The 24961-nt window shown below is 75.2% G+C and carries 23 protein-coding genes, 1 other RNA gene and 1 pseudogene; 12 read left to right on the top strand and 13 right to left on the bottom strand.

What is annotated here, in order from left to right; translation table 11 throughout:
• Nucleotides 1-53 precede the first annotated feature (53 nt).
• Entirely contained in the window at nt 54-842 is a 789-nt protein-coding gene (locus AB0H53_RS18810) for a class I SAM-dependent methyltransferase (protein WP_362114061.1), read from the top strand.
• Nucleotides 839-1915 (top strand): prenyltransferase/squalene oxidase repeat-containing protein, encoded by a 1077-nt coding sequence (locus AB0H53_RS18805; RefSeq protein WP_362114058.1) that lies wholly within the window; start codon nt 839-841, stop codon nt 1913-1915. Before AB0H53_RS18810 ends, AB0H53_RS18805 begins: the two co-directional genes overlap by 4 nt.
• 66 nt (nt 1916-1981) lie before the next feature.
• On the opposite strand, the gene AB0H53_RS18800 is transcribed toward AB0H53_RS18805, so the two are convergent.
• From AB0H53_RS18800 to AB0H53_RS18785, 4 genes are all read right to left on the bottom strand, one after another.
• The gene (locus tag AB0H53_RS18800; protein WP_362114055.1) at nt 1982-2275 is read right to left on the bottom strand and encodes a hypothetical protein; all 294 of its coding nucleotides are present in this window, start codon (nt 2273-2275) and stop codon (nt 1982-1984) included.
• A gap of 197 nt (nt 2276-2472) precedes the next feature.
• Nucleotides 2473-3351: a hypothetical protein gene (locus AB0H53_RS18795; protein WP_362114052.1), complete on the bottom strand. Its 879-nt coding sequence runs from the start codon at nt 3349-3351 to the stop codon at nt 2473-2475.
• Between the two features lie 90 nt (nt 3352-3441).
• Complete coding sequence (locus AB0H53_RS18790; RefSeq protein ID WP_362114049.1) at nt 3442-4353, bottom strand: N-acetylmuramoyl-L-alanine amidase; 912 nt, start codon at nt 4351-4353, stop codon at nt 3442-3444.
• Between the two features lie 22 nt (nt 4354-4375).
• Nucleotides 4376-5017, bottom strand: a complete 642-nt coding sequence (locus AB0H53_RS18785; RefSeq protein WP_362114046.1) for a class I SAM-dependent methyltransferase — start codon at nt 5015-5017, stop codon at nt 4376-4378.
• A gap of 187 nt (nt 5018-5204) precedes the next feature.
• Between AB0H53_RS18785 and AB0H53_RS18780 the strand changes: the two genes are divergently transcribed.
• Nucleotides 5205-6644 carry an MFS transporter gene (locus AB0H53_RS18780; RefSeq protein WP_362114043.1) on the top strand — a complete coding sequence of 480 codons (1440 nt, stop codon included), beginning with the start codon at nt 5205-5207 and terminating at the stop codon, nt 6642-6644.
• Between the two features lie 164 nt (nt 6645-6808).
• Here the strand turns inward: AB0H53_RS18780 and AB0H53_RS18775 are convergent, their stop codons facing one another.
• Both AB0H53_RS18775 and AB0H53_RS18770 read right to left on the bottom strand, forming a co-directional pair.
• Nucleotides 6809-6964, bottom strand: coding sequence for a hypothetical protein (locus tag AB0H53_RS18775; RefSeq protein WP_362114040.1), 156 nt, complete (start codon nt 6962-6964; stop codon nt 6809-6811).
• Nucleotides 6965-7015: 51 nt separating this feature from the next.
• On the bottom strand, nt 7016-8173 hold the full coding sequence (locus AB0H53_RS18770) for a hypothetical protein (RefSeq protein WP_362114037.1): 1158 nt from the start codon (nt 8171-8173) through the stop codon (nt 7016-7018).
• A gap of 198 nt (nt 8174-8371) precedes the next feature.
• On the opposite strand from AB0H53_RS18770, the gene AB0H53_RS18765 reads away from it, so the two are divergent.
• The 3 genes from AB0H53_RS18765 to AB0H53_RS18755 are packed head-to-tail and all read left to right on the top strand — an operon-like array spanning nt 8372 to nt 11354.
• A complete protein-coding gene (locus AB0H53_RS18765) occupies nt 8372-9190 on the top strand; it encodes a Nif3-like dinuclear metal center hexameric protein (protein WP_362114034.1) in 819 nt (272 codons plus the stop codon).
• Complete coding sequence (locus AB0H53_RS18760) at nt 9187-9930, top strand: C4-type zinc ribbon domain-containing protein (protein ID WP_362114094.1); 744 nt, start codon at nt 9187-9189, stop codon at nt 9928-9930. The genes AB0H53_RS18765 and AB0H53_RS18760 overlap by 4 nt, the downstream gene beginning before the upstream one ends.
• A gap of 8 nt (nt 9931-9938) precedes the next feature.
• The gene (locus AB0H53_RS18755; RefSeq protein WP_362114091.1) at nt 9939-11354 is read left to right on the top strand and encodes a bifunctional RNase H/acid phosphatase; all 1416 of its coding nucleotides are present in this window, start codon (nt 9939-9941) and stop codon (nt 11352-11354) included.
• 30 nt (nt 11355-11384) lie between these two features.
• On the opposite strand, the gene eda is transcribed toward AB0H53_RS18755, so the two are convergent.
• Nucleotides 11385-12023, bottom strand: a complete 639-nt coding sequence (eda, locus tag AB0H53_RS18750; protein WP_362114088.1) for a bifunctional 4-hydroxy-2-oxoglutarate aldolase/2-dehydro-3-deoxy-phosphogluconate aldolase — start codon at nt 12021-12023, stop codon at nt 11385-11387.
• Nucleotides 12024-12079: 56 nt separating this feature from the next.
• Nucleotides 12080-12862, bottom strand: a complete 783-nt coding sequence (gene yaaA / locus AB0H53_RS18745) for a peroxide stress protein YaaA (protein WP_362114031.1) — start codon at nt 12860-12862, stop codon at nt 12080-12082.
• 155 nt (nt 12863-13017) lie between these two features.
• On the opposite strand from yaaA, the gene AB0H53_RS18740 reads away from it, so the two are divergent.
• The gene (locus tag AB0H53_RS18740; protein ID WP_362114028.1) at nt 13018-14460 is read left to right on the top strand and encodes an RNB domain-containing ribonuclease; all 1443 of its coding nucleotides are present in this window, start codon (nt 13018-13020) and stop codon (nt 14458-14460) included.
• 244 nt (nt 14461-14704) lie between these two features.
• Nucleotides 14705-15109: RNase P RNA component class A (rnpB, locus tag AB0H53_RS18735), an RNA gene on the top strand.
• A 156-nt stretch (nt 15110-15265) separates the two neighbouring features.
• On the opposite strand, the pseudogene AB0H53_RS18730 reads toward rnpB, so the two are convergent.
• The 3 genes and pseudogenes from AB0H53_RS18730 to AB0H53_RS18720 form a co-directional block, all read right to left on the bottom strand.
• A pseudogene (locus AB0H53_RS18730) lies at nt 15266-15310 on the bottom strand (hypothetical protein); the annotation flags it as partial.
• A gap of 321 nt (nt 15311-15631) precedes the next feature.
• Nucleotides 15632-16513 (bottom strand): PhzF family phenazine biosynthesis isomerase, encoded by an 882-nt coding sequence (locus AB0H53_RS18725; protein WP_362114025.1) that lies wholly within the window; start codon nt 16511-16513, stop codon nt 15632-15634.
• 159 nt (nt 16514-16672) lie between these two features.
• On the bottom strand, nt 16673-17428 hold the full coding sequence (locus AB0H53_RS18720; RefSeq protein ID WP_362114022.1) for an SDR family oxidoreductase: 756 nt from the start codon (nt 17426-17428) through the stop codon (nt 16673-16675).
• Nucleotides 17429-17547: 119 nt separating this feature from the next.
• Here AB0H53_RS18720 and AB0H53_RS18715 point away from each other — a divergent pair, with 119 nt between their 5' ends.
• The gene (locus AB0H53_RS18715) at nt 17548-19185 is read left to right on the top strand and encodes an alkaline phosphatase D family protein (protein WP_362114019.1); all 1638 of its coding nucleotides are present in this window, start codon (nt 17548-17550) and stop codon (nt 19183-19185) included.
• Nucleotides 19186-19264: 79 nt separating this feature from the next.
• The gene (locus AB0H53_RS18710) at nt 19265-20608 is read left to right on the top strand and encodes a multidrug effflux MFS transporter (protein WP_362114016.1); all 1344 of its coding nucleotides are present in this window, start codon (nt 19265-19267) and stop codon (nt 20606-20608) included.
• A 10-nt stretch (nt 20609-20618) separates the two neighbouring features.
• On the opposite strand, the gene AB0H53_RS18705 is transcribed toward AB0H53_RS18710, so the two are convergent.
• Nucleotides 20619-21956, bottom strand: coding sequence for a hypothetical protein (locus tag AB0H53_RS18705; protein WP_362114013.1), 1338 nt, complete (start codon nt 21954-21956; stop codon nt 20619-20621).
• A 151-nt stretch (nt 21957-22107) separates the two neighbouring features.
• Between AB0H53_RS18705 and AB0H53_RS18700 the strand changes: the two genes are divergently transcribed.
• Nucleotides 22108-23136 carry a small ribosomal subunit Rsm22 family protein gene (locus tag AB0H53_RS18700; RefSeq protein ID WP_362114010.1) on the top strand — a complete coding sequence of 343 codons (1029 nt, stop codon included), beginning with the start codon at nt 22108-22110 and terminating at the stop codon, nt 23134-23136.
• 125 nt (nt 23137-23261) lie between these two features.
• A complete protein-coding gene (locus AB0H53_RS18695; protein ID WP_362114007.1) occupies nt 23262-23777 on the top strand; it encodes a hypothetical protein in 516 nt (171 codons plus the stop codon).
• A 76-nt stretch (nt 23778-23853) separates the two neighbouring features.
• Here the strand turns inward: AB0H53_RS18695 and ddaH are convergent, their stop codons facing one another.
• Entirely contained in the window at nt 23854-24720 is an 867-nt protein-coding gene (gene ddaH, locus AB0H53_RS18690) for a dimethylargininase (RefSeq protein WP_362114004.1), read from the bottom strand.
• Nucleotides 24721-24961: the final 241 nt, after the last annotated feature.

The following is a 24961-nucleotide window of genomic DNA, read 5'->3' as shown; positions in this document are numbered from 1 at the left end:
CACGTCCCGCACCCCGCACCCACCCGTCTCGACCGTGAAAGCAGGCCGCACTCGTGCTGACCGTCGACTTCACCCGCTTCCCGCTCGCCCCCGGCGACCGCGTGCTCGACCTGGGCTGCGGTGCCGGGCGGCACGCCTTCGAGTGCTACCGGCGCGGTGCACAGGTCGTCGCCCTGGACCAGAACGGCGAGGAGATCCGCGAGGTCGCCAAGTGGTTCGCGGCCATGAAGGAGGCCGGTGAGGCGCCGGCCGGCGCCACCGCCACCGCGATGGAGGGCGACGCCCTCAACCTGCCGTTCCCGGACGAGTCGTTCGACGTCGTGATCATCTCCGAGGTCATGGAGCACATCCCGGACGACAAGGGCGTGCTCGCCGAGATGGTCCGGGTGCTGAGGCCCGGCGGCCGGATCGCCGTCACCGTTCCCCGCTACGGTCCCGAGAAGGTCTGCTGGACGCTCTCCGACGCGTACCACGAGGTCGAGGGCGGCCACATCCGCATCTACAAGGCCGACGAGCTCCTGGCGAGGATCCGGGAAGCCGGCCTCAAGCCGTACGGGACCCACCACGCCCACGCCCTGCACTCGCCGTACTGGTGGCTCAAGTGCGCCTTCGGGGTCGACAACGACAAGGCGCTGCCCGTCCGGGCGTACCACAAGCTCCTGGTGTGGGACATCATGAAGAAACCGCTGGCCACCCGGCTGGCCGAGCGGCTGCTCAACCCGGTCGTCGGCAAGAGCTTCGTCGCCTACGCCACCAAGCCGCACCTGCCCGCGACGGGTGCGGCGGCCGCGCCCGCCGGGACGGCCGCGACGCCGGTGACCGCTGCGGCGGCCGCCAAGTGACCTCACCGGAGCGCGTCGCCGAACACCTCGTCCTGCCCGGCGTCCTCACCGCCGAGCAGGCCGCCGAGACCGTCGCCGGCATCCTCGCCGTCCAGCGCCCCGACGGCGCCATCCCCTGGTTCCGCGGGCACCACCTGGACCCCTGGGACCACACCGAGGCGGCCATGGCGCTGGACGCGGCCGGCGAGCACACCGCCGCCGCCCGTGCCTACGAGTGGCTGGCCCGCCACCAGAACGACGACGGGTCCTGGTACGCCGCCTACCACGACGGCGACCACACCCAGGTCACCGACCACGGCCGGGAGAGCAACTTCTGCGCCTACGTCGCGGTCGGCGTCTGGCACCACTACCTCGCCACCGGAGACGACGCCTTCCTGGACCGGATGTGGCCGGTCGTGTACGGGGCGGTCGAGTTCGTGCTGCGCCTCCAGCAGCCCGGTGGGCAGATCGGCTGGAAGCGCGAGCCGGACGGCACCCCCGTCGACGACGCCCTGCTCACCGGCAGCTCCTCCATCCACCAGGCGCTGCGCTGCGCGCTGGCCATCGCCGAGGAGCGCGACGAGCCGCAGCCCGACTGGGAGCTGGCGACCGGCGCGCTGGGCCACGCCGTGCGCAGCCACCCCGAGCGCTTCCTCGACAAGAACCGCTACTCCATGGACTGGTACTACCCGGTCCTCGCGGGCGCCCTCACCGGGGCCGCCGCCAAGGAGCGCATCGACAGGGAATGGGACCGCTTCGTCGTCCCCGGCCTCGGCGTGCGCTGTGTGGCGCCCAACCCCTGGGTCACCGGCGGCGAGAGCTGCGAACTGGCCCTGGCCCTCTGGGTGACGGGGGAGTCCGACCGGGCGCTGGAGATCCTCCAGTCCATCAGCCACCTGCGCGCCGACGGCGGCATGTACTGGACGGGCTACGTCTTCGAGGGCAACCGCGCCGTGTGGCCGGAGGAGCTCACCACCTGGACGGCGGGCTCCCTGGTGCTGGCCGTGGCGGCCCTGGGCGGGGACGAGGCGACCACCGCGGTCTTCAGCGGGGAGCGCCTGCCGGTCGGCCTCGACCCGGACTGCTGCCGCTAGCCGCTCGCGGGGCGGGTGGCGGCGCAGCGGTCACGGGCCCGGCCGGCGGCACCCGGCGGGAGCGCGTCAGTAGCGGCGCAGGCGGCCGGCCACCGCGTGGCCGATGAACAGGTAGACGAGCGCGGCGAGGCCGTAGCCCGCCACCACCCGCAGCCACGCCGCGTCGAACGTGAAGAGGTCGTGGGACCAGCCGGCCAGCCAGCGCGCCGCGTCCTGGACGAAGGCCACCAGGTCGTTGGCGCGGTTGGCGTCCAGCAGGTACATCAGGATCCACAGGGCGAGGACGGCGGCCACGACGTCCGCCACGACCGCGACGGCGGTCGCCGCCTGATTGCTGCCGTTCCGATGACGGGGAGACATGTCCCACGGGTTGCCGCAGCGGCGCCCCCGAAACCTGCGCGGAGCCGTCCCCGCGGCGCCGGCGACGGACAAGGACACGGCCCGCCACTGTCATTGACGGATCGTCAGGTGTGGCCGGGCGGGTACGGCGACGGCCCCCGCCCGGGAGGGCAAGGGGCCGCTGCGTCCTGCCGGGGTCGGCCCCGGGCGCGGAGGGCTCAGCCGCGCTGGATGCCCGTCGTGTCCTGGAGCACCCCGCGGCGCCCGTCCTGCGTCTGGGCCACCAGGGCCTGGCCGCGCTGCTCGACCGCCAGGTACCAGGTGCCGGGCGCGAGCTCGGCGATCGGGGCCGGGGAGCCGTCCTCCGCGTACAGCGGGCGGGCCACCGGGACGGCGAACCAGAACGGTGCGAAGTCCGCCGCCGGCGCGTCCTGCTGACCCTGGGCCGGCTGGGCGATCTGGCCGCCCTGCGACGGCTGGGGCTGGCCGTGCTGCGCGGCCTGGTCGGGCTGACCGGCGTGACCGGCCGGGCCGGGGTGGCCGGGCTGCGCGCCGTAGGGCTGCGGCTGGCCCGGCTGGGCGCCGTAGGGCTGCGGGGCGCCGGGGTAGCCGTAGCCGCCCTGCGGCTGGCCGCCGTACGGCTGGGGGGCCGCCGGGCGGGGGGTGCCCAGGAGCGGGGCCTTCAGGGCCGGGACGAGCGGCGCGGCCACGGCGGCGGCGGCGAGCACGATGGTGGCGATCAGGCCCAGGATCAGGCCGGCGCCCGCGTCGGGGTTCCAGTCGATGATGGTCCAGAACGCCGTCCACAGCGCGAAGACGCAGAACGCCACACCGAACTGGCCGAGGTCGATACCGGCGATCCGGCGGCCGGGCATCCCGCGTCCGACGATGACGAGCGCCGCGCCGATGACACCGGCGAGGAACATGCTCATCAACAGGCCGAGGGAGTCCCACGCGTTGGGCGTGTCGATGTTGGAGCAGTCGATCCCGCTGGGGCAGTCGACGCCAGGGGTCAGGCCGAGGAACGAGGCGACGAACAGCACCACCGCTGCTCCGATCACCACGCCATCGCCTCGAGTGAGGGAGCGGATGTTCACGTGAAATGTCCTTCGTCGGTTCGTCTCGTCGGGGTGGCGCGAAGCACGGGGGCGGCCCCATCGTACGGATGAATCTATCGCCCGTCCGACCTACCCCAGCAGGTAGGTGCTGATACCGTCCGCGATTCCGCGCGCCGCTTTCTGCCGCCATGCCGCGTCCGTCAGCAATGAGGCGTCCTTCGGGTCACGCATATTGCCGCATTCGATGAACACCTTGGGCACGGTCGACAGATTCAGTCCGCCGAGATCCGCGCGGACCACCGAACCGGTGCCACCGCCCGCGTAGTTGGCCGGCGCGCTCCCGGTCGCCCGGGCGAACGTGCCCGCGATGTGCTCGCCGAGGGCCCGGGACGGCCCCACGATCGGCGACGTGTCGGCCGCGCCCGCCCTGACCGGGGCGGGCAGGATCACATGGAATCCGCGGTTGCCCACCGCCGAGCCGTCCGCGTGCACGGATACCACCGCGTCCGCCTCCGCCGTGTTCCCGATACGGGCGCGTTCGTCGATGCACGGGCCGTAGGGGCGGTCGGCGTCATGGGTGAATTCCACCGTCGCTCCCTGGTCGCGGAGCAGAGTGCGAAGACGGTGTGAAACATCGAGGGTGAATTCGGCTTCGGTGTAACCGGTGTTCGTCGCGGTACCGGTGGTGTCGCATTCCTTGCGGTTCGTGCCGATGTCCACGGGCTCGTTGATCTCCCGGGCGTGCTGGAAATTGCCCGGATTGTGCCCCGGGTCGATCACGACGACCTTTCCGGCGAGCGGACCGCCGCCATGGCCGGGCTTCCGGTCCCCCGCCGTCCCGTTCGACGCGCCGGGCCCCTCACCGGCCGGCGCGGGCCGCGCGGAGGGCTTCGGCGGCGCGCCCGGTCCGGCCAGGGCGTCCAGGGCGAACCAGCCGGCCGGCACGGCGGCCACCACCGCGAGGGCGGCCACCAGCCGGCGCCTCCGGCGCCGCGAGGCGGGGGCGGACGAGGGGGGAGGGTGCGGGCTGTCGTCGTGCACGCCGTGATGCTACGGGCTCGGGTCAGCCGTCCTGGCCCGTACGGCGCAGGACACGGAGCGAGTCCGTCACCGAGACCTCCGTGAAGGCGCCGGACTCCAGGGCCCGCAGGTAGACGCGGTACGGCGCCTGGCCGCCGTCCGCGGGGTCGGGGAACACGTCGTGGATGACCAGCAGCCCGCCCGCGGCGAGATGCGGGGTCCAGCCCTCGTAGTCGGCGTTGGCGTGTTCGTCGGTGTGGCCGCCGTCGATGAAGACCAGACCGACCCGGCCCGCCCACACCTTCGCGACCTGCGGCGACCGGCCGACGACCGCGATCACGTGGTCCTCCAGCCCGGCCGCGTGCAGCGTGCGGCGGAAGGCCGGCAGGGTGTCCATCAGGCCCACCTCGGGGTCCACCACCTCCGGGTCGTGGTACTCCCAGCCCGGCTGCTGCTCCTCGCTGCCCCGGTGGTGGTCGACCGTCACGGCGACGGTGCCCGCCCGCCTGGCCGCGTCGGCCAGCAGGATGGTCGAGCGCCCGCAGTAGGTGCCGACCTCCAGCAGCGGCAGCCCGATCCGCGCGGCCTCGGTGGCCGCCGCGTACAGCGCCAGGCCCTCGGTCACGGGCATGAAGCCCTTGGCGGCCTCGAATGCGGCGAGCGTCGCGGGGGCGGGGGCGGCCATGGGCGGTTCCTCCTGGTGGTGCCGGTCTGTGGGCGGCCCATGCTGCCGTACCGGGCCCGTGCGCCCGCCGCCGGGGCCGGTGGGCCCCGGTCCGTCGGCCGGGACCTCCGCCGTAACCGGACCAGGCCCTCGGTCCCGCCGAGGTACGACATTGGCCGGATGTACGGGCCACCCACCAGCTGCCACCATGACACGCATGGCTCAGCCCCGTACCGACACCGACAGCGCCCCGATATCCGCCAACTCCGCACGCCCCGACCGCACCTGGGCGGTGCTGGTGGCCGCCTGCGCCGGTCAGTTCCTCGTCGTCCTCGACGTCTCCGTGGTCAATGTGGCGCTCCCCTCCATGCGCACCGACCTCGGGCTGTCGGCCATCGGGCTGCAATGGGTCCTCAACGCGTACTCGATCGCCTTCGCCGGCTTCATGCTGCTCGGCGGGCGCGCCGCCGACCTGTTCGGGCGCAAGCGGATGTTCCTGGTGGGGCTCGGGCTGTTCACCGCCGCGTCGGCGGCCGGCGGGTTCGCCCAGGAGGGCTGGCAACTGCTCGCCGCCCGTGCCGCGCAGGGCCTGGGCGCGGCGGTGCTCGCGCCCGCCACCCTCACCATCGTGACCGGAGCCGTGCCGCCCGGCCGTGCCCGGACCCGCGCCATCGGCACCTGGTCGGCGGTGGGCGCCGGCGGCGGCGCGGCCGGCGGCCTGGTCGGCGGCGTCCTGACCGACCTGCTCTCCTGGCGCTGGGTGCTGCTGATCAACGTTCCCGTCGGTGTCCTGGTGCTGGTCGGCGCCGCGTTCTGGGTGCGCGAGAGCCGGGAGCACGCCGGGCGGCGGCTGGACCTGCCCGGTGCGGTGCTGGCCACCGGCGGCCTGGCGGCCCTCGCGTACGGCATCGTGCAGACCGAGGAGTCCGGCTGGACCGCGCCCGCGACGCTGCTGCCGCTGCTGTCCGGAGTGGCCCTGCTGGCCGCCTTCGTCGCGGTGGAGGCGCGGACCCGGGAGGCGCTCATGCCGCTGAAGGTGTTCCGGTCGCGGGTGGTGACGGCGGCCAATGTGTCGATGCTGGTGAGCGGTTCGGCCTCGTTCGCCATGTGGTTCTTCATGACCGTGTACGCCCAGAACGCCCTCGGCTACACACCGCTGGAGGCCGGGCTCGCCCTGGTGCCCAGCTCGATCAGTGTCGTCGTCGGCTCCAAGCTGGCGCCCCGGCTGATGCCCCGGACCGGTGCGCGCGGCCTCGCGGTGACCGGCACTGTGATCGCCGCCGCCGGCATGGGCTGGCAGTCCCTCATGGACGCGCACGGGTCGTACGCGACGGTGATCCTGGGGCCCGGCGTGCTGATGCTGCTGGGCACGGGGCTGGTCATCACCCCGCTCGCCTCGCTGGCCACCTCCGGCGCCGCGCCCGGTGACGCCGGCCTGGTCTCCGGCCTGGTCAACACCTCCCGGACGATGGGCGGCGCGCTGGGCCTGGCGGTCCTGTCGACGGTGGCCGCCTCGCGCACGGCGGGCGGCACGGGGCCGGAGGCCCTGACGGCCGGGTACGCGCTGGCCTTCCGCACCGGCGCGGGCATCCTGCTGGCGGGCGCCGTGCTGATGCTGCTGTGGCTGCCGCGCCGGGAGGAGGCGTAGGGGGCCGCCCCCGGCACCGCCCGCCCGGTGGGCCGGGCCGTGCGGGCCATCGCGTGACGACCCGTCAGGCCGGCCGCCGGAGCCGCTCCCGGGCCCCTGGGGCCGGGAACGGCGAAGGGCCGCCCGGGGGCTTCCCGGACGGCCCCCGCCCCGCGGGTCAGGCGTCAGATCCCGTAACGGTGGTTCGGGTCCTTGCGGTGGCGGCCGTGCGGCTGGACCGTGGTGTCCTCCGACGCCGCCGCGCCCCCTCGGTGCTTTCCGGAGCCGCCGGCGTCCCCCTGCGGTCGCGCCTGGGTCGTGTCGGTGCGGGCTTCAGACATGTGGGAAGTCACCCCGTAGTTGATCGCTGCTGATGTGTGCGGCCCGAGAGTCTAACCGTGGGCCGTGCGGCCGGTGAGTGGCGCCTGCTGGAGCGGCACCGGCCTGCACACAGCAGGACTCGCCGGGCGGCCGGACGGTTCCCCACCTGCGGGTTCCACTGGTGGACGTGGTGTGCCGCCAGGCGGTACGGGCGGTTGCGCGGACATCTCGATCCGGGCCAGCCCGCACGGCACCGTCCGGGTCGCGTACGGCAGCCGCAGCGCCCCGCCCGGCGTCCACACCCCCGCCCCGGCCAGCCACCCCGGTGGCGGCGCCAGTTGGTCCAGCCGCCGCCCCGACGGACGCCACACGCCCACCCAGCTTCCCGCCGCCGCGTCGATGCGCAGCGCCACCGCGCACGCCTCGGGCATCAGCACCTGGCCCGGCTGCGCCGCGAACGGTGTGACCGCCGCGTCCGCCAGGCGCAGGCACTCCGGGAACCGCACCGGGCGCGCGCTGCCCAGCACCCCCCACCCCAGCCGTTCGTGCCCCGGTGACGGGGCGTCGGACCGGATCAGCAGCAGTCCGCTGTCCGGGTCGGCCAGCAGCAGCCGGTCGTTGCTGTCGTCGGTGAGCTGGAGCAGCGGGGTCACCTCGCCGCCCCGCTCCAGGTCGACCGCGACCGCCTTGACCGGCCCGCCGTCCACCGCGCGGTCCACGGCCAGCAGCCGCCCCGCGCGGTCCAGCCACACCCCGCCCGCGCAGCGGCCGCGCACCTCCGCGACGTGCTCGGGCCCTGCCCCGCCGCCCGCCACCCGCCAGATCCCGGTGGACCGCGCCCCGGCGGACAGGGCGTAGGCGGACGTCCCGTCCGGTGCCGGCGGGAGCAGCCGCAGCGCCGGGGCCGCCACCGACCCCAGCGGCAGCTCACCGGTCCCCGGCCCGGCCGGGTACAGCAGGGAGAAGGCGTACCGCCCGCCGGCCCCGCGCGCGATCAGCACCCGCCCGTCGGTCAGCGGCAGCACCTGCGTACCGGGTGCCTCCGGCCGGTCCAGCGGCAGCCGCACCGCGTACGGCTCCGGCCCGTCCAGCGTCCAGCGCTCCGGGTACAGGGCGCCGCCGGCGCCCGCGAGCCGTGCCGCGTAGGCGCCGTCCGCGGCGACCGTGAACCCCGTGCCCCGGCGTGCGCCGCTGTCCATCGAGGCGGCCTCGGCAACACAGACTGTCATCGACTCGTCACCTCCAGCGACCGACGCTAGTTTTCGCACGCCCAGCCGAACCGGGCGAGTCGCTCGGCTTCACCTATAAGGGCGGACGTGTCCCGATTCGCCGGCGGAGGGCGGTGTGAATGTGCTCCACCGGCGCGGCGCGGTGGGCCCGCGCCCCGGCCAGGACGGCGGGCCACCGGGGGCAGGTAGCCTTTCCCCGTGCCCCGTCTGTCTGAAGTCATCGCCGCGCTCGACGCCCTCTGGCCCCCTGAGCGGGCCGAACAGTGGGACGCCGTCGGCACGGTCTGCGGCGACCCCGGCGCCGACGTCAGCCGTGTGCTGTTCGCCGTCGACCCCGTCCAGGAGATCGCCGACGAGGCGGTGGAGCTCGGCGCCCAGCTGATCGTCACCCACCACCCGCTCTACCTGCGCGGGACCACCACGGTCGCGGCCGGCCACTTCAAGGGCCGGGTCGTGCACACCCTGATCAAGAACGACATCGCGCTGCACGTGGCGCACACCAACGCCGACACCGCCGACCCCGGCGTCTCCGACGCCCTCGCCGGCGCGCTCGACCTGCGCGTCACCGGCCCCCTCGTACCCGAGAACGGGCTCGGCAGGATCTGCGAGCTCGACGTCCCGGAGACGCTGCGGGAGTTCGCCGCCCGCGCCGCGGAGCGGCTGCCCGCCACCGCGCAGGGCATCCGGGTCGCCGGCGACCCCGACGCCCTCGTCCGTACCGTCGCGGTCAGCGGCGGTTCCGGCGACAGCCTCTTCGACGCCGTACGGGCGGCGGGCGTCGACGCCTTCCTCACCGCGGACCTGCGCCACCACCCGGCCTCCGAGGCCACCCAGCACTCCCCGCTGGGGCTGGTCGACGCCGCCCACTGGGCCACCGAGTGGCCCTGGTGCGAGCTGGCCGCCGCCCAGCTCGACGAGATTTCCGACCGTCACGGCTGGGGCCTGCGGGTCCACGTCTCGAAGACGGTCACCGACCCCTGGTCCGCCCACCACACCTCCCCTGGAGCCCCCAACTGAACGCCGCGCCCGCCGACCAGATCCGACTCCTCGACGTCCAGGCCCTCGACGTACGACTGTCCCAGCTCGCCCACAAGCGCGACTCGTTGCCCGAGCACGCCGAGATCGAGTCGCTGAACAAGGACCTCACGCAGCTCCGGGACCTGCTGGTCGCCGCGCAGACCGAGGAGAGCGACTGCGCCCGCGAGCAGACCAAGGCGGAGCAGGACGTCGACCAGGTCCGCCAGCGCGCCGCGCGCGACCAGCAGCGGCTGGACTCCGGGGCGGTCTCCTCGCCCAAGGACCTGGAGAACCTCCAGCGGGAGATCGTCTCCCTCGCCAAGCGCCAGGGCGACCTGGAGGACGTCGTCCTGGAGGTCATGGAGCGCCGCGAGTCCGCGCAGGCGCGGATCGCCGAGCTGACCGAGCGGGCCGCCTCCGTCCAGGCGAAGGTCGACGACGCCACCGGGCGCCGCGACAAGGCGGAGGAGCAGCTGGACGCCGAGACCGCGTCCGCCACCAAGGAGCGCGAACTGGTGGCCGGCTCCGTCCCGGCCGACCTGCTGAAGCTGTACGAGAAGCTGCGCGGCCAGCACGGCGGGGTCGGCGCCGCCCGGCTCTACCAGCGCCGCTGCGAGGGCTGCCACATCGAGCTGAACATCACCGAGATCAACGAGGTGCGGGCCGCCGCGCCCGACACCGTCGTACGGTGCGAGAACTGCCGTCGGATCCTGGTCCGGACGTCGGAGTCGGGCCTGTAATGACGGAGGTGCGGGAGCTCATCGTCGAGGCCGACGGCGGCTCCCGGGGCAACCCGGGGCCGGCCGGGTACGGGGCGGTGGTCCTGGACCCGGTGTCGGGCGAGCCGCTGGCGGAGGCGGCCGAGTACATCGGCGTGGCCACCAACAACGTGGCCGAGTACAAGGGGCTTATCGCGGGCCTGCGGGCGGCGCGCGAGCTCGCGCCCGGCGCGGCGGTCCGCGTCCGGATGGACTCCAAGCTGGTCGTCGAGCAGATGTCCGGCCGCTGGAAGATCAAGCACCCGGACATGAAGCCGCTGGCGGCGGAGGCCGCCGCGGTGTTCCCGGCCCGCCAGGTCACCTACGAGTGGATCCCGCGCGAGCGGAACAAGCACGCCGACCGGCTCGCCAACGAGGCGATGGACGCCGGGAAGCGCGGCGAGCGGTGGCGGCCCGCCGCCTCCACGGCCGCCCTCGACGCGGGCGCGGCCCGGGTGGTGGGCGACGCGGCGGCGGGTGCGGCGCGGGCCCGCGCGGCCCTGGCCGGCACGGCGCCGCCGGGCGCGGGTGCCGGTGCCGTGTCCGCGGCCCCCGGGCCGGCCGGCGCGGAGTCGTCGGTGTCGTCCGGCCGGGCGGTGCCGGGTGCCGCGTCGGCGCGGACCGCGGCGTCGGGCTCCGCACCGGCGGGTGACACGCTTGCGGGTGCCGCCCCCGCGCCGGCGGCCGGGACGGACCCCACCGCCGAAGCCGTTTCCGCTGCGGCGACCGCGGAGGCCGCGACCCGGGCGACGCCGCCCGTCGGATGGGCCGCCGCCGACCTGGGCGCGCCGGCCACCTTCGTACTGCTGCGGCACGGCGAGACCGCGCTCACGCCGGAGAAGCGGTTCTCCGGCAGCGGGGGCGGCGACCCCGAGCTGTCGGCGGTGGGACGGCGGCAGGCCGAAGCGGTCGCCGCGGCGCTGGCCGCGCGCGGCACCATCCAGGAGATCGTCTCCTCGCCGCTGCTCCGGTGCCGCCAGACGGCCGGAGCGATCGCGGCCCGCCTGGGCCTGGACGTCGGGATCGAGGACGGCCTGCGCGAGACGGACTTCGGCGCCTGGGAGGGCCTGACGTTCGCCGAGGTACGGGAGCGCCACCCCGAGGACCTGGACGCCTGGCTGGCGTCCCCGAGGGCGGCGCCCACAGGTGGTGGCGAGTCCTTCGCCGCGGTCGCCCGCCGGGTGGCGGCCACCCGGGACCGGCTGACCGCCCGTCACGCCGGCCGCACGGTGCTGCTGGTCACGCATGTCACGCCGATCAAGACCCTGGTCCGGCTCGCCCTGGGCGCACCGCCGGAGTCGCTCTTCCGGATGGAGCTGTCCGCCGCGTCCCTCTCGGCGGTGGCCTACTACCGGGACGGCAACGCCTCGGTCCGCCTGCTGAACGACACCTCGCACCTGCGCTGAACCGGCCCCGCCCACCGGCGGCCCACCGCCTCACGGCCGCAGCGCCGCCGCCCCGCGCGCCAGGGACTCCACCCGGGCCCAGTCCCTCGCCGCGACGGCGTCGGGCGGCACCATCCACGTACCCCCGACGCAGCCCACGTTGGAAAGGGCCAGATAGGCGGGCGCGGAGGCGGCGGAGATGCCGCCCGTCGGGCAGAACCTGGCCTGCGGCAGGGGACCGGCCAGGGAGGTGAGGTAGGCCCGGCCGCCCGCCGCCTCGGCCGGGAAGAACTTCATCTCGCGCACCCCCCGCTCCAGCAGCGCCACCACCTCCGACGCCGTGGAGACACCCGGCAGGAACGGCAGCCCCGACGCCCGCATGGCGTCCAGCAGCGCGTCGGTCCACCCCGGGCTCACCAGGAAGCGCGCCCCGGCCGCGACCGCGTCGCCCACCTTCGCCGCCGGGACGACCGTGCCCGCGCCCACCACCGCCTCCGGCACCTCCGCCGCGATCGCGCGGACCGCGTCCAGAGCGGCGGGGGTGCGCAGGGTCACCTCGATCGCCGGCAGCCCCCCGGCGACCAGGGCGCGCGCCAGCGGTACGGCGTCGGCGGCGTCCTCGATGACGACGACGGGCACGACGGGGGCGAGGTCCAGCACGGACGACGGAACGGAGGCCATGGGCGCCATCCTGGCGCCGGGCACCACTACCCGCAACGAGCGTTGCACGCAGTGCAACAGTCGGGTCAGTGCACCTCGTCCACCAGCACGTCCAGCGCCCACGCCTTCCCCGGCCGCACCGGTGCCTCGGCCTCGACCACGTACCCCAGGTCCCGCAGCGCCTCCACCAGCTCGCCCGGCGACCGGGGCGCGGCGCCGTCCGCCAGCAGGCTCCGCACCATCCGGCCCTTGGTGGCCTTGTTGAAGTGGCTGACCACCTTGCGGGTCGGGGCGTGCAGCACCCGCACCGTCGCGGTACGCCCGGCGAGCTCGCCCTTCGGCTTCCACGCCGACGCGTAGGCCGCCGACCGCAGGTCCAGCACCGGCCCGTCGCCCGCCGCCTCCGGCAGTACCGCCGCCATCGGCTCGCGCCAGTAGGCGCCCAGCGCGCCGAGTCCCGGCAGCCTCACCCCCATCGAGCAGCGGTACGACGGGATGCGGTCGTCCACCCGCACGGCCCCCCACAGGCCGGAGAAGACCAGCAGGGACCGCCGGGCCCGCCGTCCGGCCGCCGCGTCCAGCGTGGCGAGGCCCAGCGCGTCGTAGAGCACACCCGTGTAGATCTCCCCGGCCGGCCGCGCCGCCGCCGTCCGCAGCCCGGTGTTCTTCGCCACCTCGCCGCGCAGCCCCTCGCTCAGCCCCAGCACCTCGCGGGCCTTGTCCTGGTCCGCCGAGCACAGCTCCACCAGCTCCTCCAGTACGGCCGCCCGCGCCCGGGAGAGCCCCGGCAGCGACAGCGCCGCCGGGTCCAGCGGCGCGCCTCGTCCCGGGACGGCCTTGCCCTCGGAGGGCGGCAACAGCACGAGCACGGTGGTTCTCCTTCGTACGCACGGGAAAGACGGCAGGGCCGGAAGACCGGAGGACCGGAGGACCGGAAGGCCGGGGGACGGCGGAACCGGTGGCAGGGGTGCGGCCCCACCGGCGCCAGCGTACAAAGTGCCGCCCCGCGCCATAGGCTCGGTCCATGCCCCGCCGCCACATCCGCGTGACCGGCGCAGCCGAGGCCCCCCTGCGGGCCGCCCTGCGCGCGCTGCGCACCGAACTGGACCTCCCCGGCGCCTTCCCGGCCGCCGTGCTCGCCGAGGCGGAGACCGCCGCGAAGGCGCCCCGCCCGCCGGACCACGACGCGACGGACCTGCCGCTGTTCACCGTCGACCCGCCCGGCTCCACCGACCTGGACCAGGCGATGCACCTCGCCCGCCGCCCCGGCGGCGGCTACCGCGTCCACTACGCCATCGCCGACGTCGCCGCGTTCGTCACGCCCGGCGGTGCCGTCGACGCCGAGGCGCACCGCCGTGTCCAGACCCTGTACCTCCCCGACGGCCGCGTCCCGCTCCACCCCGCCGTCCTGTCCGAGGGCGCCGCCAGCCTGCTGCCCGGCCGGGCCGTGCCCGCCCTGCTGTGGCGCATCGACCTCGACGCGCACGGCCGCCCGGTCACGACCGGCGTACGCCGCGCCCTGGTGCGCAGCCGGGCCCGGTTCGACTACGCGGAGGTGCAGCGGCGGATCGACTCCGGCACCGCCGAGGAGCCGGTCGCCCTGCTGCGTGACATCGGCCGGCTCCGCGAACGGCTGGAGGCCGAACGCGGCGGGATCTCCCTGGCCGTCCCCGAGCAGGAGATCGTCCAGCGCGACCACTCCTACGCCCTCGCCTACCGCGCGCCCCGCCCCGCCGACGCCTGGAACGCCCAGATCTCCCTGCTGACCGGTGCCTGTGCGGCCGACCTGATGATCGCCGCCGGCATCGGCGTCCTGCGCACCCTGCCGACCGCCCCCGACGGCGCGGTGGCCCGGCTGCGCCGCTCGGCGCACGCCCTCGACGTCGACTGGCCGCACCACGTCTCGTACGCCGCGCTCGTCCGCTCCCTGGACCCGAGCGACACCCGGCACGCGGCCTTCCTCCAGGACTGCACGACCCTGCTGCGCGGCGCCGGCTACACCGTCTTCACCGGAGGGAACGTCCCCAGCCCCGCCGTGCACGCCGCCGTCGCCGACGAGTACACCCACTGCACCGCGCCGCTGCGCAGGCTGGTCGACCGCTACGCGGGCGAGCTGTGCCTGGCCGCCGCCGCCGGACGGGAGCCGCCCGAGTGGGTACTGGCGGCGCTGCCCGCCCTCCCGGAGGAGATGGCGCGCGGCTCCCGGCGCGCGAACGGTGTCGAGCGGGAGTGCGTCGACCTGGTGGAGGCCGCCCTGCTCAAGGACCGGGTGGGGGAGGTCTTCGACGCGTACGTGGTCGACGTGAAGGACAACGACCCGGCGGTGGGCACCGTCCACCTGGAGGACCCGGCGGTGGTGGCCCGCGTCGAGGGCGGCACCACGCCGCTGCCGCTGGGCGAGCGGCTGCGGGTCCGGCTCACCCGGGCCGACCCGGGCACGGCGAAGGCGCTGTTCGAGCCCGCGTGAGCACCTCCGCCACGGCGGCGCCCGGGCGCCGGGCCTTGTCGGCGTGAGCGCGGACGGTGTGCGCCGGGTACCGGCGTCCCGGCGGCGTCACGGCGGTCACGGGCGCCGACAGCCCGACGGTGTTCCGCGCTCCGCGTTGCGGGTTCCGGGTTTCGCGTTCCCCGGTTCTGCGGTTCCCCGGTTCCGCGGTTTGGCCGGGGCCCGGTAGGTCCCGCGCGCCGGGTAGCATGGTCGGCACGGCAGACGAGCCGGGCGGACGGCCGCGTGGAGATCCTCACGGATCTTCCCGAGGAACGTCCGGGCTCCACAGGGCAGGGTGGTGGGTAACGCCCACCCGGGGTGACCCGCGGGACAGTGCCACAGAAAGCAGACCGCCGGGGACCTCGGTCCCCGGTAAGGGTGAAACGGTGGTGTAAGAGACCACCAGCGCCTGAGGTGACTCAGGCGGCTAGGTAAACCCCACCCGGAGCAAGGTCAAGAGGGGCCGCTGGCGACAGTGGCCCTGCGCGGACGTTCGAGGGCTGCCCGCCCGAGTCCGCGGGTAGACCGCACGAGACCGGCGGCAACGCCGGTCCTAGATGGATGGCCGTCGCCCCGACGACCGCGAGGTCCCGGGGCACAGAACCCGGCGTACAGCCCGACTCGTCTGCCCCTTGGGCTTCTGACCAGCGAAAACGCAGGCCAGCGGCTGGCCCGATGTCGGGCTGTCGCGGCGCCTGAGGCTTGTGGTGCTTGCCGGCCCCGGGGCCGGGTTCCGGTGTCGGCCCAGGGGAAGGGGCCACCCGGTGTGGGGGAACAGGACGCGCCTCGTCTCCGCGAGGTTCGCCGCGAAACCGTATGGCTCCCACATGCGTCCGTTCCAGCGCTGGATCGCCCGGGACCGTCCAGGTGCAGATGCGCCCCACGTGGGTCGCCGCTGCTCAAAGGAGTACGGCGCGGAGCTGCCCGATCCTCGCGAAAGCCACGGGACCGCCCTGGCAGACGGTCCATCTCTCATCGTGGGCGATGAACTCGGCGAACGACTCCCGCTCAGGATCGAAGAACCGTACCGGGCGCAGACCCGCCCACCCACCGGCACCGGCCCCGTGCCCGGCACCGGCCGCGTGCCCCCGCGTGCCTGGCTGCCGGGCAGGCCCGGAAGCCGGGGGCCCGCGAGGGCGCGGCCGGTCGGTCAGCCGATGCGGGCGCCCGTGCCCGAGACCCGGACGCGCGGTTCGCCGGCGCGCAGCTCCACGGTCAGGACGCCGGGGCGCCCCATGTCCTCGCCCTGGTGGAGGGTGAGGACCGCCGTGTCGGGGACGAGGCCGAGCTCACGGGCGTACGCGCCGAACGCCGCGGCTGCCGCGCCGGTCGCCGGGTCCTCGACCACGCCGCCGACCGGGAACGGGTCGCGGACGTGGAAGACCGTCTCCGAGGCGCGCCACACCAGTTGCACGGTCGTCAGGTCCAGGCGGTGCATCAGTGCCTCCAGGCGGGCGAAGTCGTACGACAGGTCCGCCAGCCGCTCGCGGGTCGCCGCGGCGAGCACGAGGTGGCGGGCGCCCGCGAAGGAGATCCGGGGCGCGAGCGCCGGGTCCAGCTCGGCCGCCGCCCAGCCGAGTGCGGCCAGGGCCTCCTGGACGTCCGTGTCGGCGGCCTCCTCGACGCGTGGCTCCACGCTGGTCAGCGTGGCCCGCAGCGCGCCGCCCTCGGCGCTCACCGTCACCGGGACGGTGCCGACGGGCGTGGTGAACTCCAGGTCCCCGGGGCCGATGCGCTCACCGAGCGCGACGGCCGTGGCGACCGTGGCGTGCCCGCAGAACGGCACCTCGGCCCTGGGGCTGAAGTAGCGGATGGTGAACGCCCGCCCGTCGGCGGCCCCGGCGTGCCCCTCGGGCGGCGCGGTCAGGAACGCGGTCTCGCTGTATCCGAGCTCGGCGGCGATCGCCCGCATGTCGTCGTCCCCGAGCCCGGAGGCGTCCAGGACGACCCCGGCGGGGTTGCCGCCACCGGGATCGCCGGAGAAGGCGGTGTAGCGGAGGATCTCGGGGCGCGGGCGCGGAGTGGTCGTCATGCTGCGGCAACCCCTCCGGCGGGGCCGGTTGTTCCCGTGCGCGGCGCGGTGACCGCCGGGCCCCACGGCTCCGGCGCCCGGCCGGGCGCCGGCGACGACGGCGCGCGGCCACGCGGCATCGCCGGTCGGAGGGGCGGGCCGGGCGCGCCGCCGGAGGCGCTAGCCGCGGCCGATGTACGGCATCGTCGTGGCCATCACCGTCGCGAACTGGATGTTCGCCTCCAGTGGGAGCGAGGCCATGTGGGCGACCGTCCGGGCGACGTCCGCCACGTCCATCACCGGTTCCGGGGCCAGTTCGCCGTTGGCCTGGAGGATGCCGTCCCGCATGTGCCGCGTCATCTCCGTCGCGGCGTTGCCGACGTCGATCTGGCCGCACGCGATGCGGTAGGGGCGTCCGTCCAGGGACAGCGACTTGGTCAGCCCGGTCACCGCGTGCTTGGTCGCCGTATACGCGATCGAGTGCGGTCTGGGGGAGTGAGCCGAGATCGAGCCGTTGTTGATGATCCGGCCGCCGCCCGGCGTCTGCTCCTTCATCAGGCGGAACGCCTCCCGCGCGCACAGGAACGCCCCGGTCAGGTTGACGTCGACGACCGCGCGCCAGGTGTCGTGGTCCAGGTCCTCGACCGGGGTGCCGCCGCCGGCGAAGCTGCCCGCGTTGTTGAAGAGCAGGTCCACCCGGCCGTACCGGTCGCGCACGGCGGCGAAGAGCGCGCCGACCGCGTCCGGCGAGGTGACGTCGGTCGGGACGCACAGGGTGTCGTCGCGGCCGGTCAGCTCCGCCGTCCCGGCCAGCGGCTCCGCCCGGCGGCCGGCCAGCACCGGTGTCCAGCCCGCCTGCGCCAGGGCCACCGCCACACTCCGGCCGATGCCCGAGCCGGCCCCCGTCACCACCGCGATCTTCCGTACCGGATCCATGGACGCGCAGCGTACGGGACCGCCCGGCACCGGGAACTCATATGGCCGACATGTGGATGTTGTGTACCCGACAAGGCGTAGGACTCCAATGGCACGGCAACCGTCGCCAGGGAGAGCCCATGACACCCGCATCGCCGTACTCGCCGGAACTCCGCGCCGCCGCCCGTCACTTCGGCCGCCGGGGGTTCCTCACCGCCACCGGGGCCGCCGCCGCCCTCGCGTTCGCCGTCGACCTGCCGGGCACCGGCCGGACGGCGCACGCCGCCGAGCCGGCGGCCGCCCGGCGGATCACCGAGGACCCGTTCACGCTGGGCGTGGCGTCGGGTGACCCGCTGCCGGACTCCGTCCTGCTGTGGACCCGTCTGGCGCCCCGCCCCTACGAGCCCGGCGGTGGCCTGCCCCCCGCCCGGGTCGCGGTGCGCTGGGAGCTCGCCCACGACGACCGGTTCACCCGGGTCGTCAGACGCGGCCTGGCCACCGCCCACCCCGAGTTCGACCACAGCGTCCACGTCGAGGTCACCGGCCTCGCCCCGGGCCGGGTGTACCACTACCGCTTCCGCGCGGGCGCCTGGGTCAGCCCTGCGGGCCGTACCCGCACCGCACCCCGCCCCGGCGCCCGGGTGACGGAGCTGAGACTGGCCGCCGTGTCCTGCCAGGCGTACCACGACGGGTACTTCACCGCGCACCGGCACCTCGCCGACGAGGACCTCGACGCCGTCCTCCACCTCGGCGACTACCTGTACGAGTACGCCGTCAACGCGACCGGCGGGGCCCGGGCCTACACCGACCGCCGGCTGCCCGCCCACTTCAACCGGGAGACCGTCACGCTGGAGGACTACCGGCTGCGGTACGGGCTCTACAAGTCCGACCCGGACCTGAGGGCCGCCCACGCCGCCCATCCCTTCGTGGTCGCCTGGGACGACCACGAGACCGAGAACAACTACGCGGGCGGGACCCCGGAGAACGACGTACCGCCCGAGGAGTTCCTGCTGCGCAGGGCCGCCGCCTACCGCGCGTACTGGGAGAATCAGCCGCTGCGCGCACCCCAGCGGCCCCACGGGCCGGACATGCGGCTGTACCGGCGGCTGAGGTTCGGACGCCTCGCCCAGTTCGACATCCTCGACACCCGCCAGTACCGCTCCGACCAGGCGTACGGCGACGGCTGGCAGACCCCGGGCCCCGAGTCCGAGGACCCCGCCCGCACCATGACCGGCGCCGCGCAGGAGCGCTGGCTGCTGGACGGCTGGCGCGCGTCGGACGCGGTGTGGAACGTCCTGCCCCAGCAGGTCACCTTCGCCCGGCGGCGCAACGTCCCCACCCCCGACTTCAAGCTCTCCATGGACGCCTGGGACGGCTACCCCGCCTCGCGCCGGCGGATCCTGGACGGCGCCGCCGCCGCCGGGGTGGACAACCTCGTCGTCCTGACCGGCGACGTGCACGTCGGCTACGCCTTCGACCTCAAGGCCGACTTCGACGACCCCGCCTCGCGCACCGTCGGCACCGAGTTCGTCGCCACCTCCGTCACCAGCGGCAAGGACGGTGCCGACCGGCCCGCCAACTGGGCCGCCCTCACCCAGGCCAACCCGCACCTGAGGTTCTACAACGGCCGGCGCGGCTACGTACGGATCAGCCTGACCCCCGAGCGGGCGCGGGCGGACTTCCGTACGGTCCCGGCCGTCACCACGCCCGGCGCCCCGGTCGCCACGGCCGCGTCCTTCGTCACCGAGGCGGGTGACCCGGGCCTGCGGCCGGTGTGACCCATCACTGGTCCCTTGATGTTTCAACCAGTCCCGCCGGCCTGAGAGCATGGGCGCGCACCCCAGGACAGGAGACGAGATGCCGGAGCGCGGCCCCAGCACACCAGGACACATACCGGCCGAGCCCGCCCCGGCCGCGCCCCCGGCGGCCACCGCGCCTCCCGCCCCGGCGGCAGCCGCGGCCCCGTCCGGCGCCCCTGGTGCCGCCCGCCGGACGGGGCTGCTCGTCACCCTCCTCCTCGGCGGCCTCACCGCGCTGCCGCCGCTGTCCATGGACATGTACCTCCCGGCCCTGCCCCAGGTCACCCGGGCCATGGACGCGCCGGCCGCCACCGTCCAGCTCACCCTGACCGCCTGCCTCGCCGGCATGGCGCTCGGGCAGCTCGTCGTGGGCCCGATGAGCGACAAGTGGGGGCGCCGCCGGCCGCTGCTCATCGGCATGCTCGTGTACGTCGCCGCCACCGCCGTCTGCGCGTTCGCCCCCGGCGTCGAACTGCTCATCGCCTTCCGGCTGCTCCAGGGGCTCGCGGGAGCGGCCGGCATCGTGATCGCCCGCGCGATGGTCCGTGACCTGTACGACGGCATGGCGATGGCCCGGTTCTTCTCCACCCTCATGCTGATCTCCGGCACCGCGCCGGTCATCGCCCCGCTGATCGGCGGCCAAGTGCTGCGGGTCACCGACTGGCGCGGGGTCTTCCACGTGCTGACCGGTGTCGGGGCCCTGCTCACCCTCGTGGTGTGGAAGTGGCTGGACGAGACCCTGCCGCCCGAGCGGCGGCACGGCGGCGGCGTCGGCGCGGCGCTGCGCACCATGCGCGGACTGCTCGCCGACCGGGTCTTCGCCGGCTACACCCTGGCCGGGGCACTGGCGTTCGCCGCGCTCTTCGCGTACATCTCCGCCTCGCCGTTCGTCGTCCAGGAGATCTACGGAGCCTCCCCGCAGACCTTCAGCCTGCTCTTCGGGCTGAACTCGGTCGGTCTGGTCGCGGTCGGGCAGATCAACGGCAAGCTGCTGGTGGGCCGGGTCAGTCCGGACAAGGCGCTGGGCGCGGGCCTCGCCGTGATCGCACTGGCCTCCGTCGCGCTGCTGCTGATGACCGGCGGGGCCTTCGGCGAGGTGGGCCTGGTGCCGGTCGCGGCCGGGCTGTTCGTGCTGATGTCGGCGATGGGCCTGGCGCTGCCCAACACCAACGCGCAGGCCCTGATGCGCACCCCGCACGCCGCCGGTTCGGCCGCCGCGCTGCTCGGTACGTCGTCGTTCCTCGTCGGCGCGGTGGCCTCACCGCTCGTCGGCGTCGCGGGCGAGGCGACGGCGGTGCCGATGGCGGTGGTGCAACTGGTCTGCGCGCTGGGCGCGGTGGCGTGCTTCCTCGGGCTGTGCCGGCCCTGGCAGGCCCGTGAGGAGGCGTCCCGTCAGGAGTGACCCCGGCCCGCTAGCCGCGCCACCGGTAGCCGGTCAGATGGACCCGGCCCCGTGGGTCCGTCCAGCGGAACAGCCCGGTGCCGCCCACCTCGGCGGCCGGCAGCCGGACGTTCGGGGCGAGTGCCCGGGGCACCCCGGTGGCCAGGTCGACCGCCACCGGGCTGCCCCCGCCCGCCAGGGCGTCGGCCGCCCCCCGGGCACCGGTCGCGCCGTACACCACGCCCCGGTCGGTGGCGGTGGCCAGGGTGAGCGGCCCGGTGCCGTCCGCCCCTTCGAAGCAGCGCCCGGTCCGGGCGTCGAGGTCGAAGGCGAGGCTACCGGCGATCAGGTACCGGCCCCCGGGTGAGACCAGGGCCCGGGGCTGCTCGCCCGGCTCGATCGCCGGCCGGCGGCACTCCGCCTTCACCAGCGGCCGCCCGGTCGCCGTGTCGTGCACCGCCCAGATGTCGTGGGTGGCGGCCCGCGCGGTGCCCTTCCGCGGCTGCCACCGGGCCAGGACGTGCCCCTGGGTCACCGACGCGGGCACCCCGCTCGCCGGGTCGGCGCCCGCGGGTGGGCGGCCGCGGCTGAACCAGCGCCCCGGCACCCAGAAGCCCCTCGCCCCGCTCACCAGCAGTCCCTTGGACGTCACCGCGCGCAGCTCGGTCAGCCGGCGGCACTCGGCGCAGCCCGCGGGGTGGCCGAGCCGGCCCGGCGGGACCGCCGTCACCTCGCCGGTGTCCGGGGCGACGACCGTGCCGCGTGCCCTGCCGTCGGTGATCAGCACGCCCGGCCCGGTGCCGGTCACCCTGGGCACATCGGCCCAGGGCACCTCCACCCGCCGGCGGGCGCCGTCGGCGGCGTCGTACACGTCGAGCGAGACGAACGCGTCGGCGGCCGACAGCGGATCCCCGCCGGCCCTGCCGTACGACCAGGTCACGAAGTACTGCCGGTCCTCCTTGGTCACCACCAGCAGGCGCGGCGTGTCGTCCGGGCCGCCCAGCGGGCGCCAGGGCCGGCCCGACCAGCCGGGCCGCCCGCCCGCCGTGTGCAGGGTGCGCAGCCGGTAGCGGTGCTCACCGGTCCGCTCCAGGTACGCGATCAGCCCGGCGGCCTCGGCCACGGCGTACTCGGCGGAGACGCCGTCGGCCTCCCAGCCGCGCCCGGTGTCGTACCCGGCGGGGACGGTGAGCGGGGTCACCGGCGCCGGGCCCGTGCGCACCGGGCGCTCCGCCGCCCCGGCGCCGGCCCCGTCCGGGGCGGTCCCGTCCGGGGCGCCGCCGCGAGTGGCCAGCACGGCCAGCAGGACCAGCAGCGCCAGGACGGCCGAGCCGGCCGGCAGGGCCAGGCGCGCGATCCTCTGTCTCATGGTCCCCCCGTGAGCGGGCCGCCGGATCAGTGGCCGTCAGGGTAGCAACCGCCGTACCGCGTGGAGCAGTTCGCGAAGGATGCCGTTCCGGCCGGTCCGGACCGCCGGCGGCCCGGCCGGAAGGGCCGGGGCGGGCGCCTACGATGGGTCGGTGAACGCCTCACTCCCCACCGCGGAAGCGCTGCGCGCGACCCTGGCGGGTCTGCTGGACGGGCTGCCCCCGACGCAGGCCGCGCAGGCCGTCGACCGGCTCATCGCCAGTTACCGCGGGACCACCCCCACCGACGCCCCCGTACTGCGCGACCGCTCCGACGTCGTCGCGTACGCCGCGTACCGGATGCCGGCGACGTTCGAGGCGGTACGGGCCGCACTGGGCGCGCTGCGGGACGCGGTGCCCCAGTGGACGCCGGGCACCCACACCGACATCGGGGGCGGCACCGGCGCGGCGAGCTGGGCGGTCGCCGAGGCGTGGGAGGAGGCCGCGCCGCACACCACCGTGCTGGACTGGGCCGAGCCCGCGCTGGCGCTCGGCCGGGAGCTGGCCGCCGCCTCGGGGGTCGCGTCGCTGGGCCGGGCCGCCTGGCGGCGGGCCAGGATCAGCGCGTCGCTGCGCGTCGAGGACACCGACCTGGTGACCGTCTCCTACGTCCTGAAGGAGCTCACCGAGCGGGACCGGGCCGCCGTCGTCACCGAGGCCGCGCGCGCCGCGCGGGTCGTCGTGATCGTGGAACCGGGCACCCCCGACGGCTACCAGCGGATCATCGCCGCCCGCGACCGGCTCGTGGCGGCCGGCCTGCGGGTGGCGGCGCCGTGCCCGCACAGCCGGGCCTGCCCCATCGAGCCGGGCAGCGACTGGTGCCACTTCGCCGCGCGGGTCAGCCGTTCCTCCCTGCACCGGCAGGTCAAGGGGGGTTCACTGGCGTACGAGGACGAGAAGTTCAGCTACGTGGTGGCGACCGTCCCCGAGGACCGGCTGCGCCCCGCCGGAGGGTCCGCCGCCGCGCTGACGCCCGCCCCGGCCCGGGTGGTCCGCAGGCCGCAGATCCGCAAGGGCCAGGTGCTGCTGGACCTGTGCACCGAGGACGACGGGCTGCGCCGCGACACGGTCACCAAGCGGCACGGCGCCCTGTACAAGGAGGCCCGTGACGCGGCCTGGGGCGATGAGTGGCCGCCGGCTTGAGCGGACGCCGCTGATGGGGTGACCGGGCGCGACCGCGCGGGTGACTTGGTGCCCGGGACCATTGCCGTCCGGCGGTCCGGAGGGTTGGGGTGGGCTCGCTCCCATCCCCTCACCCTGGAGGTCCCGTGCCACGTTCCCGTGCCGGCCGCCGCTTCACCGCGACCCTGATCACCGCGGCCACCGCGATGCTCGCCACCACCGCTCTGACCGTCACCGCCGCCGCGGCTCCCGGGCCCGTGCCGAAGGAGACCGAGGAGACGGCACGGGTGCTGAGCTGGCTGACGGTCAAGAGGACCGACACCCGGCCGAAGCAGGTGCGGGTCGGCGCCGACTGGACCATCCACTCGCACCTGTACACCAACATCAAGGGCAAGCCGGGCAAGAAGATCGGTGACGCGTTCTCGCACTGCGGCGCCGTCGAGGTGCGGAACGACGGCCACGTCGCCCTCTGCCACCGCGTCCTGCGCACCGACGACGGAAGCATCAGCCTGACCGACGCGATCGACCGCGTCGGCAAGCTGCCGCACGGCGGCAAGTCGGCGATCACGGGTGGTACGGGCAAGTACGCGGGGGCCGAGGGCCAGGCCGACATCACGCTGCAGGGCGACATCGCCCTCTACGTCATCCGGCTGGAGGACTGACGGCCGCGCCCGGTGGCCCCGTCGCGCGCGACCGGGCCACCGGGCCGCCGCCCCCGCCCGGCCGGGCAGGGGTCCCTCAGATCCGCGGGCCCGGGCCGGCCGTCCGCAGCTCCTGCGTACAGCACTTCACGCTGCCACCGCCCTTGAGCAGTTCGCCCAGGTCCATCCCGATCGGCTCGAAGCCGCGCTTCCGCAACGGCCGCAGCAGCCCCACGGCGGCCTGCGGCAGCAGGACGTGCCGGCCGTCGCTCACCGCGTTCAGCCCGAGCGCCGCCGCGTCCGCTTCCTCGGCGATCAGCGCGTCGGGGAAGAGCCGGGCGAGCACGGCGCGGCTGCCGGGTGCGAACGCGCCCGGGTAGTACATGACCTCGTCGGCCGCGTCGTCCAGTACGCACAGGGCCGTGTCCAGGTGGTAGTAGCGGGGGTCCACCAGGTCCAGACCGATCACCGGCCGGCCGAAGAACTCCTGTGCCTCGGCGTGCGAGAGCGGACTGGAACGGAAGCCCCGGCCGGCCAGGACGTACGAGGCGGTGACCGCGAAGTCGCCCTCGCCCTCGTTGATGTGGTCGGGCTCGCGCACTTCGGTGAAGCCGTGGGCGCGGAACCACTCCCGGTGCGCCGCGGCCTCGGCGGCGCGCTCCGGATAGGCGAACCGGGCGCCCAGCACCCGTCCGTCGATGACGGTCGCCCCGTTGGCGGCGAACACCATGTCGGGCAGGTCGGCGCGTGGCTGGAGCAGCTCGACGGTGTGGCCGAGGCTCAGGTACCGGTCGCGCAGGTCCTCCCACTGGGCCATGGCCAGCGGCAGATCGACCGGTTTCGCCGGGTCCATCCAGGGGTTGATGGAGTAGGTCACCCTGAAGTGCGCGGGTGGGCACATCAGGTAGCGGCGGGGTGACGCGTCACGAGGCAACGAAGGCTCCTCACGGGCGGCGGGGCGCACGGTTGTGCGTGCAAGCCATGGTGCGCCGTGCGGAGCCTTCGCGCAGTGGACCGTACGGGTGGTTCATCACGGCGCTCACGAGGCGCCGGGTGCCGTACGCCCTTCCTTCAGTTGCGGCGGCAACTCCCGTTCCGTGCGGCCGGATCGCCGCCCCGGCCGGCGCCGCCCGCGCCGTCGCCCCGGATCTCCTTCCGAGAGCTTCCTGCGGGTGCCGCCGACGCCGGGCGTGTTTCCCGCCGCG

Origin of the sequence: Streptomyces sp. NPDC050856, assembly GCF_040653855.1 — a bacterium.
GTDB lineage: Bacteria > Actinomycetota > Actinomycetes > Streptomycetales > Streptomycetaceae > Streptomyces.
Note: the sequence above shows the minus strand (reverse complement) of the source record. Positions and strands in the feature narration are given on the sequence as shown.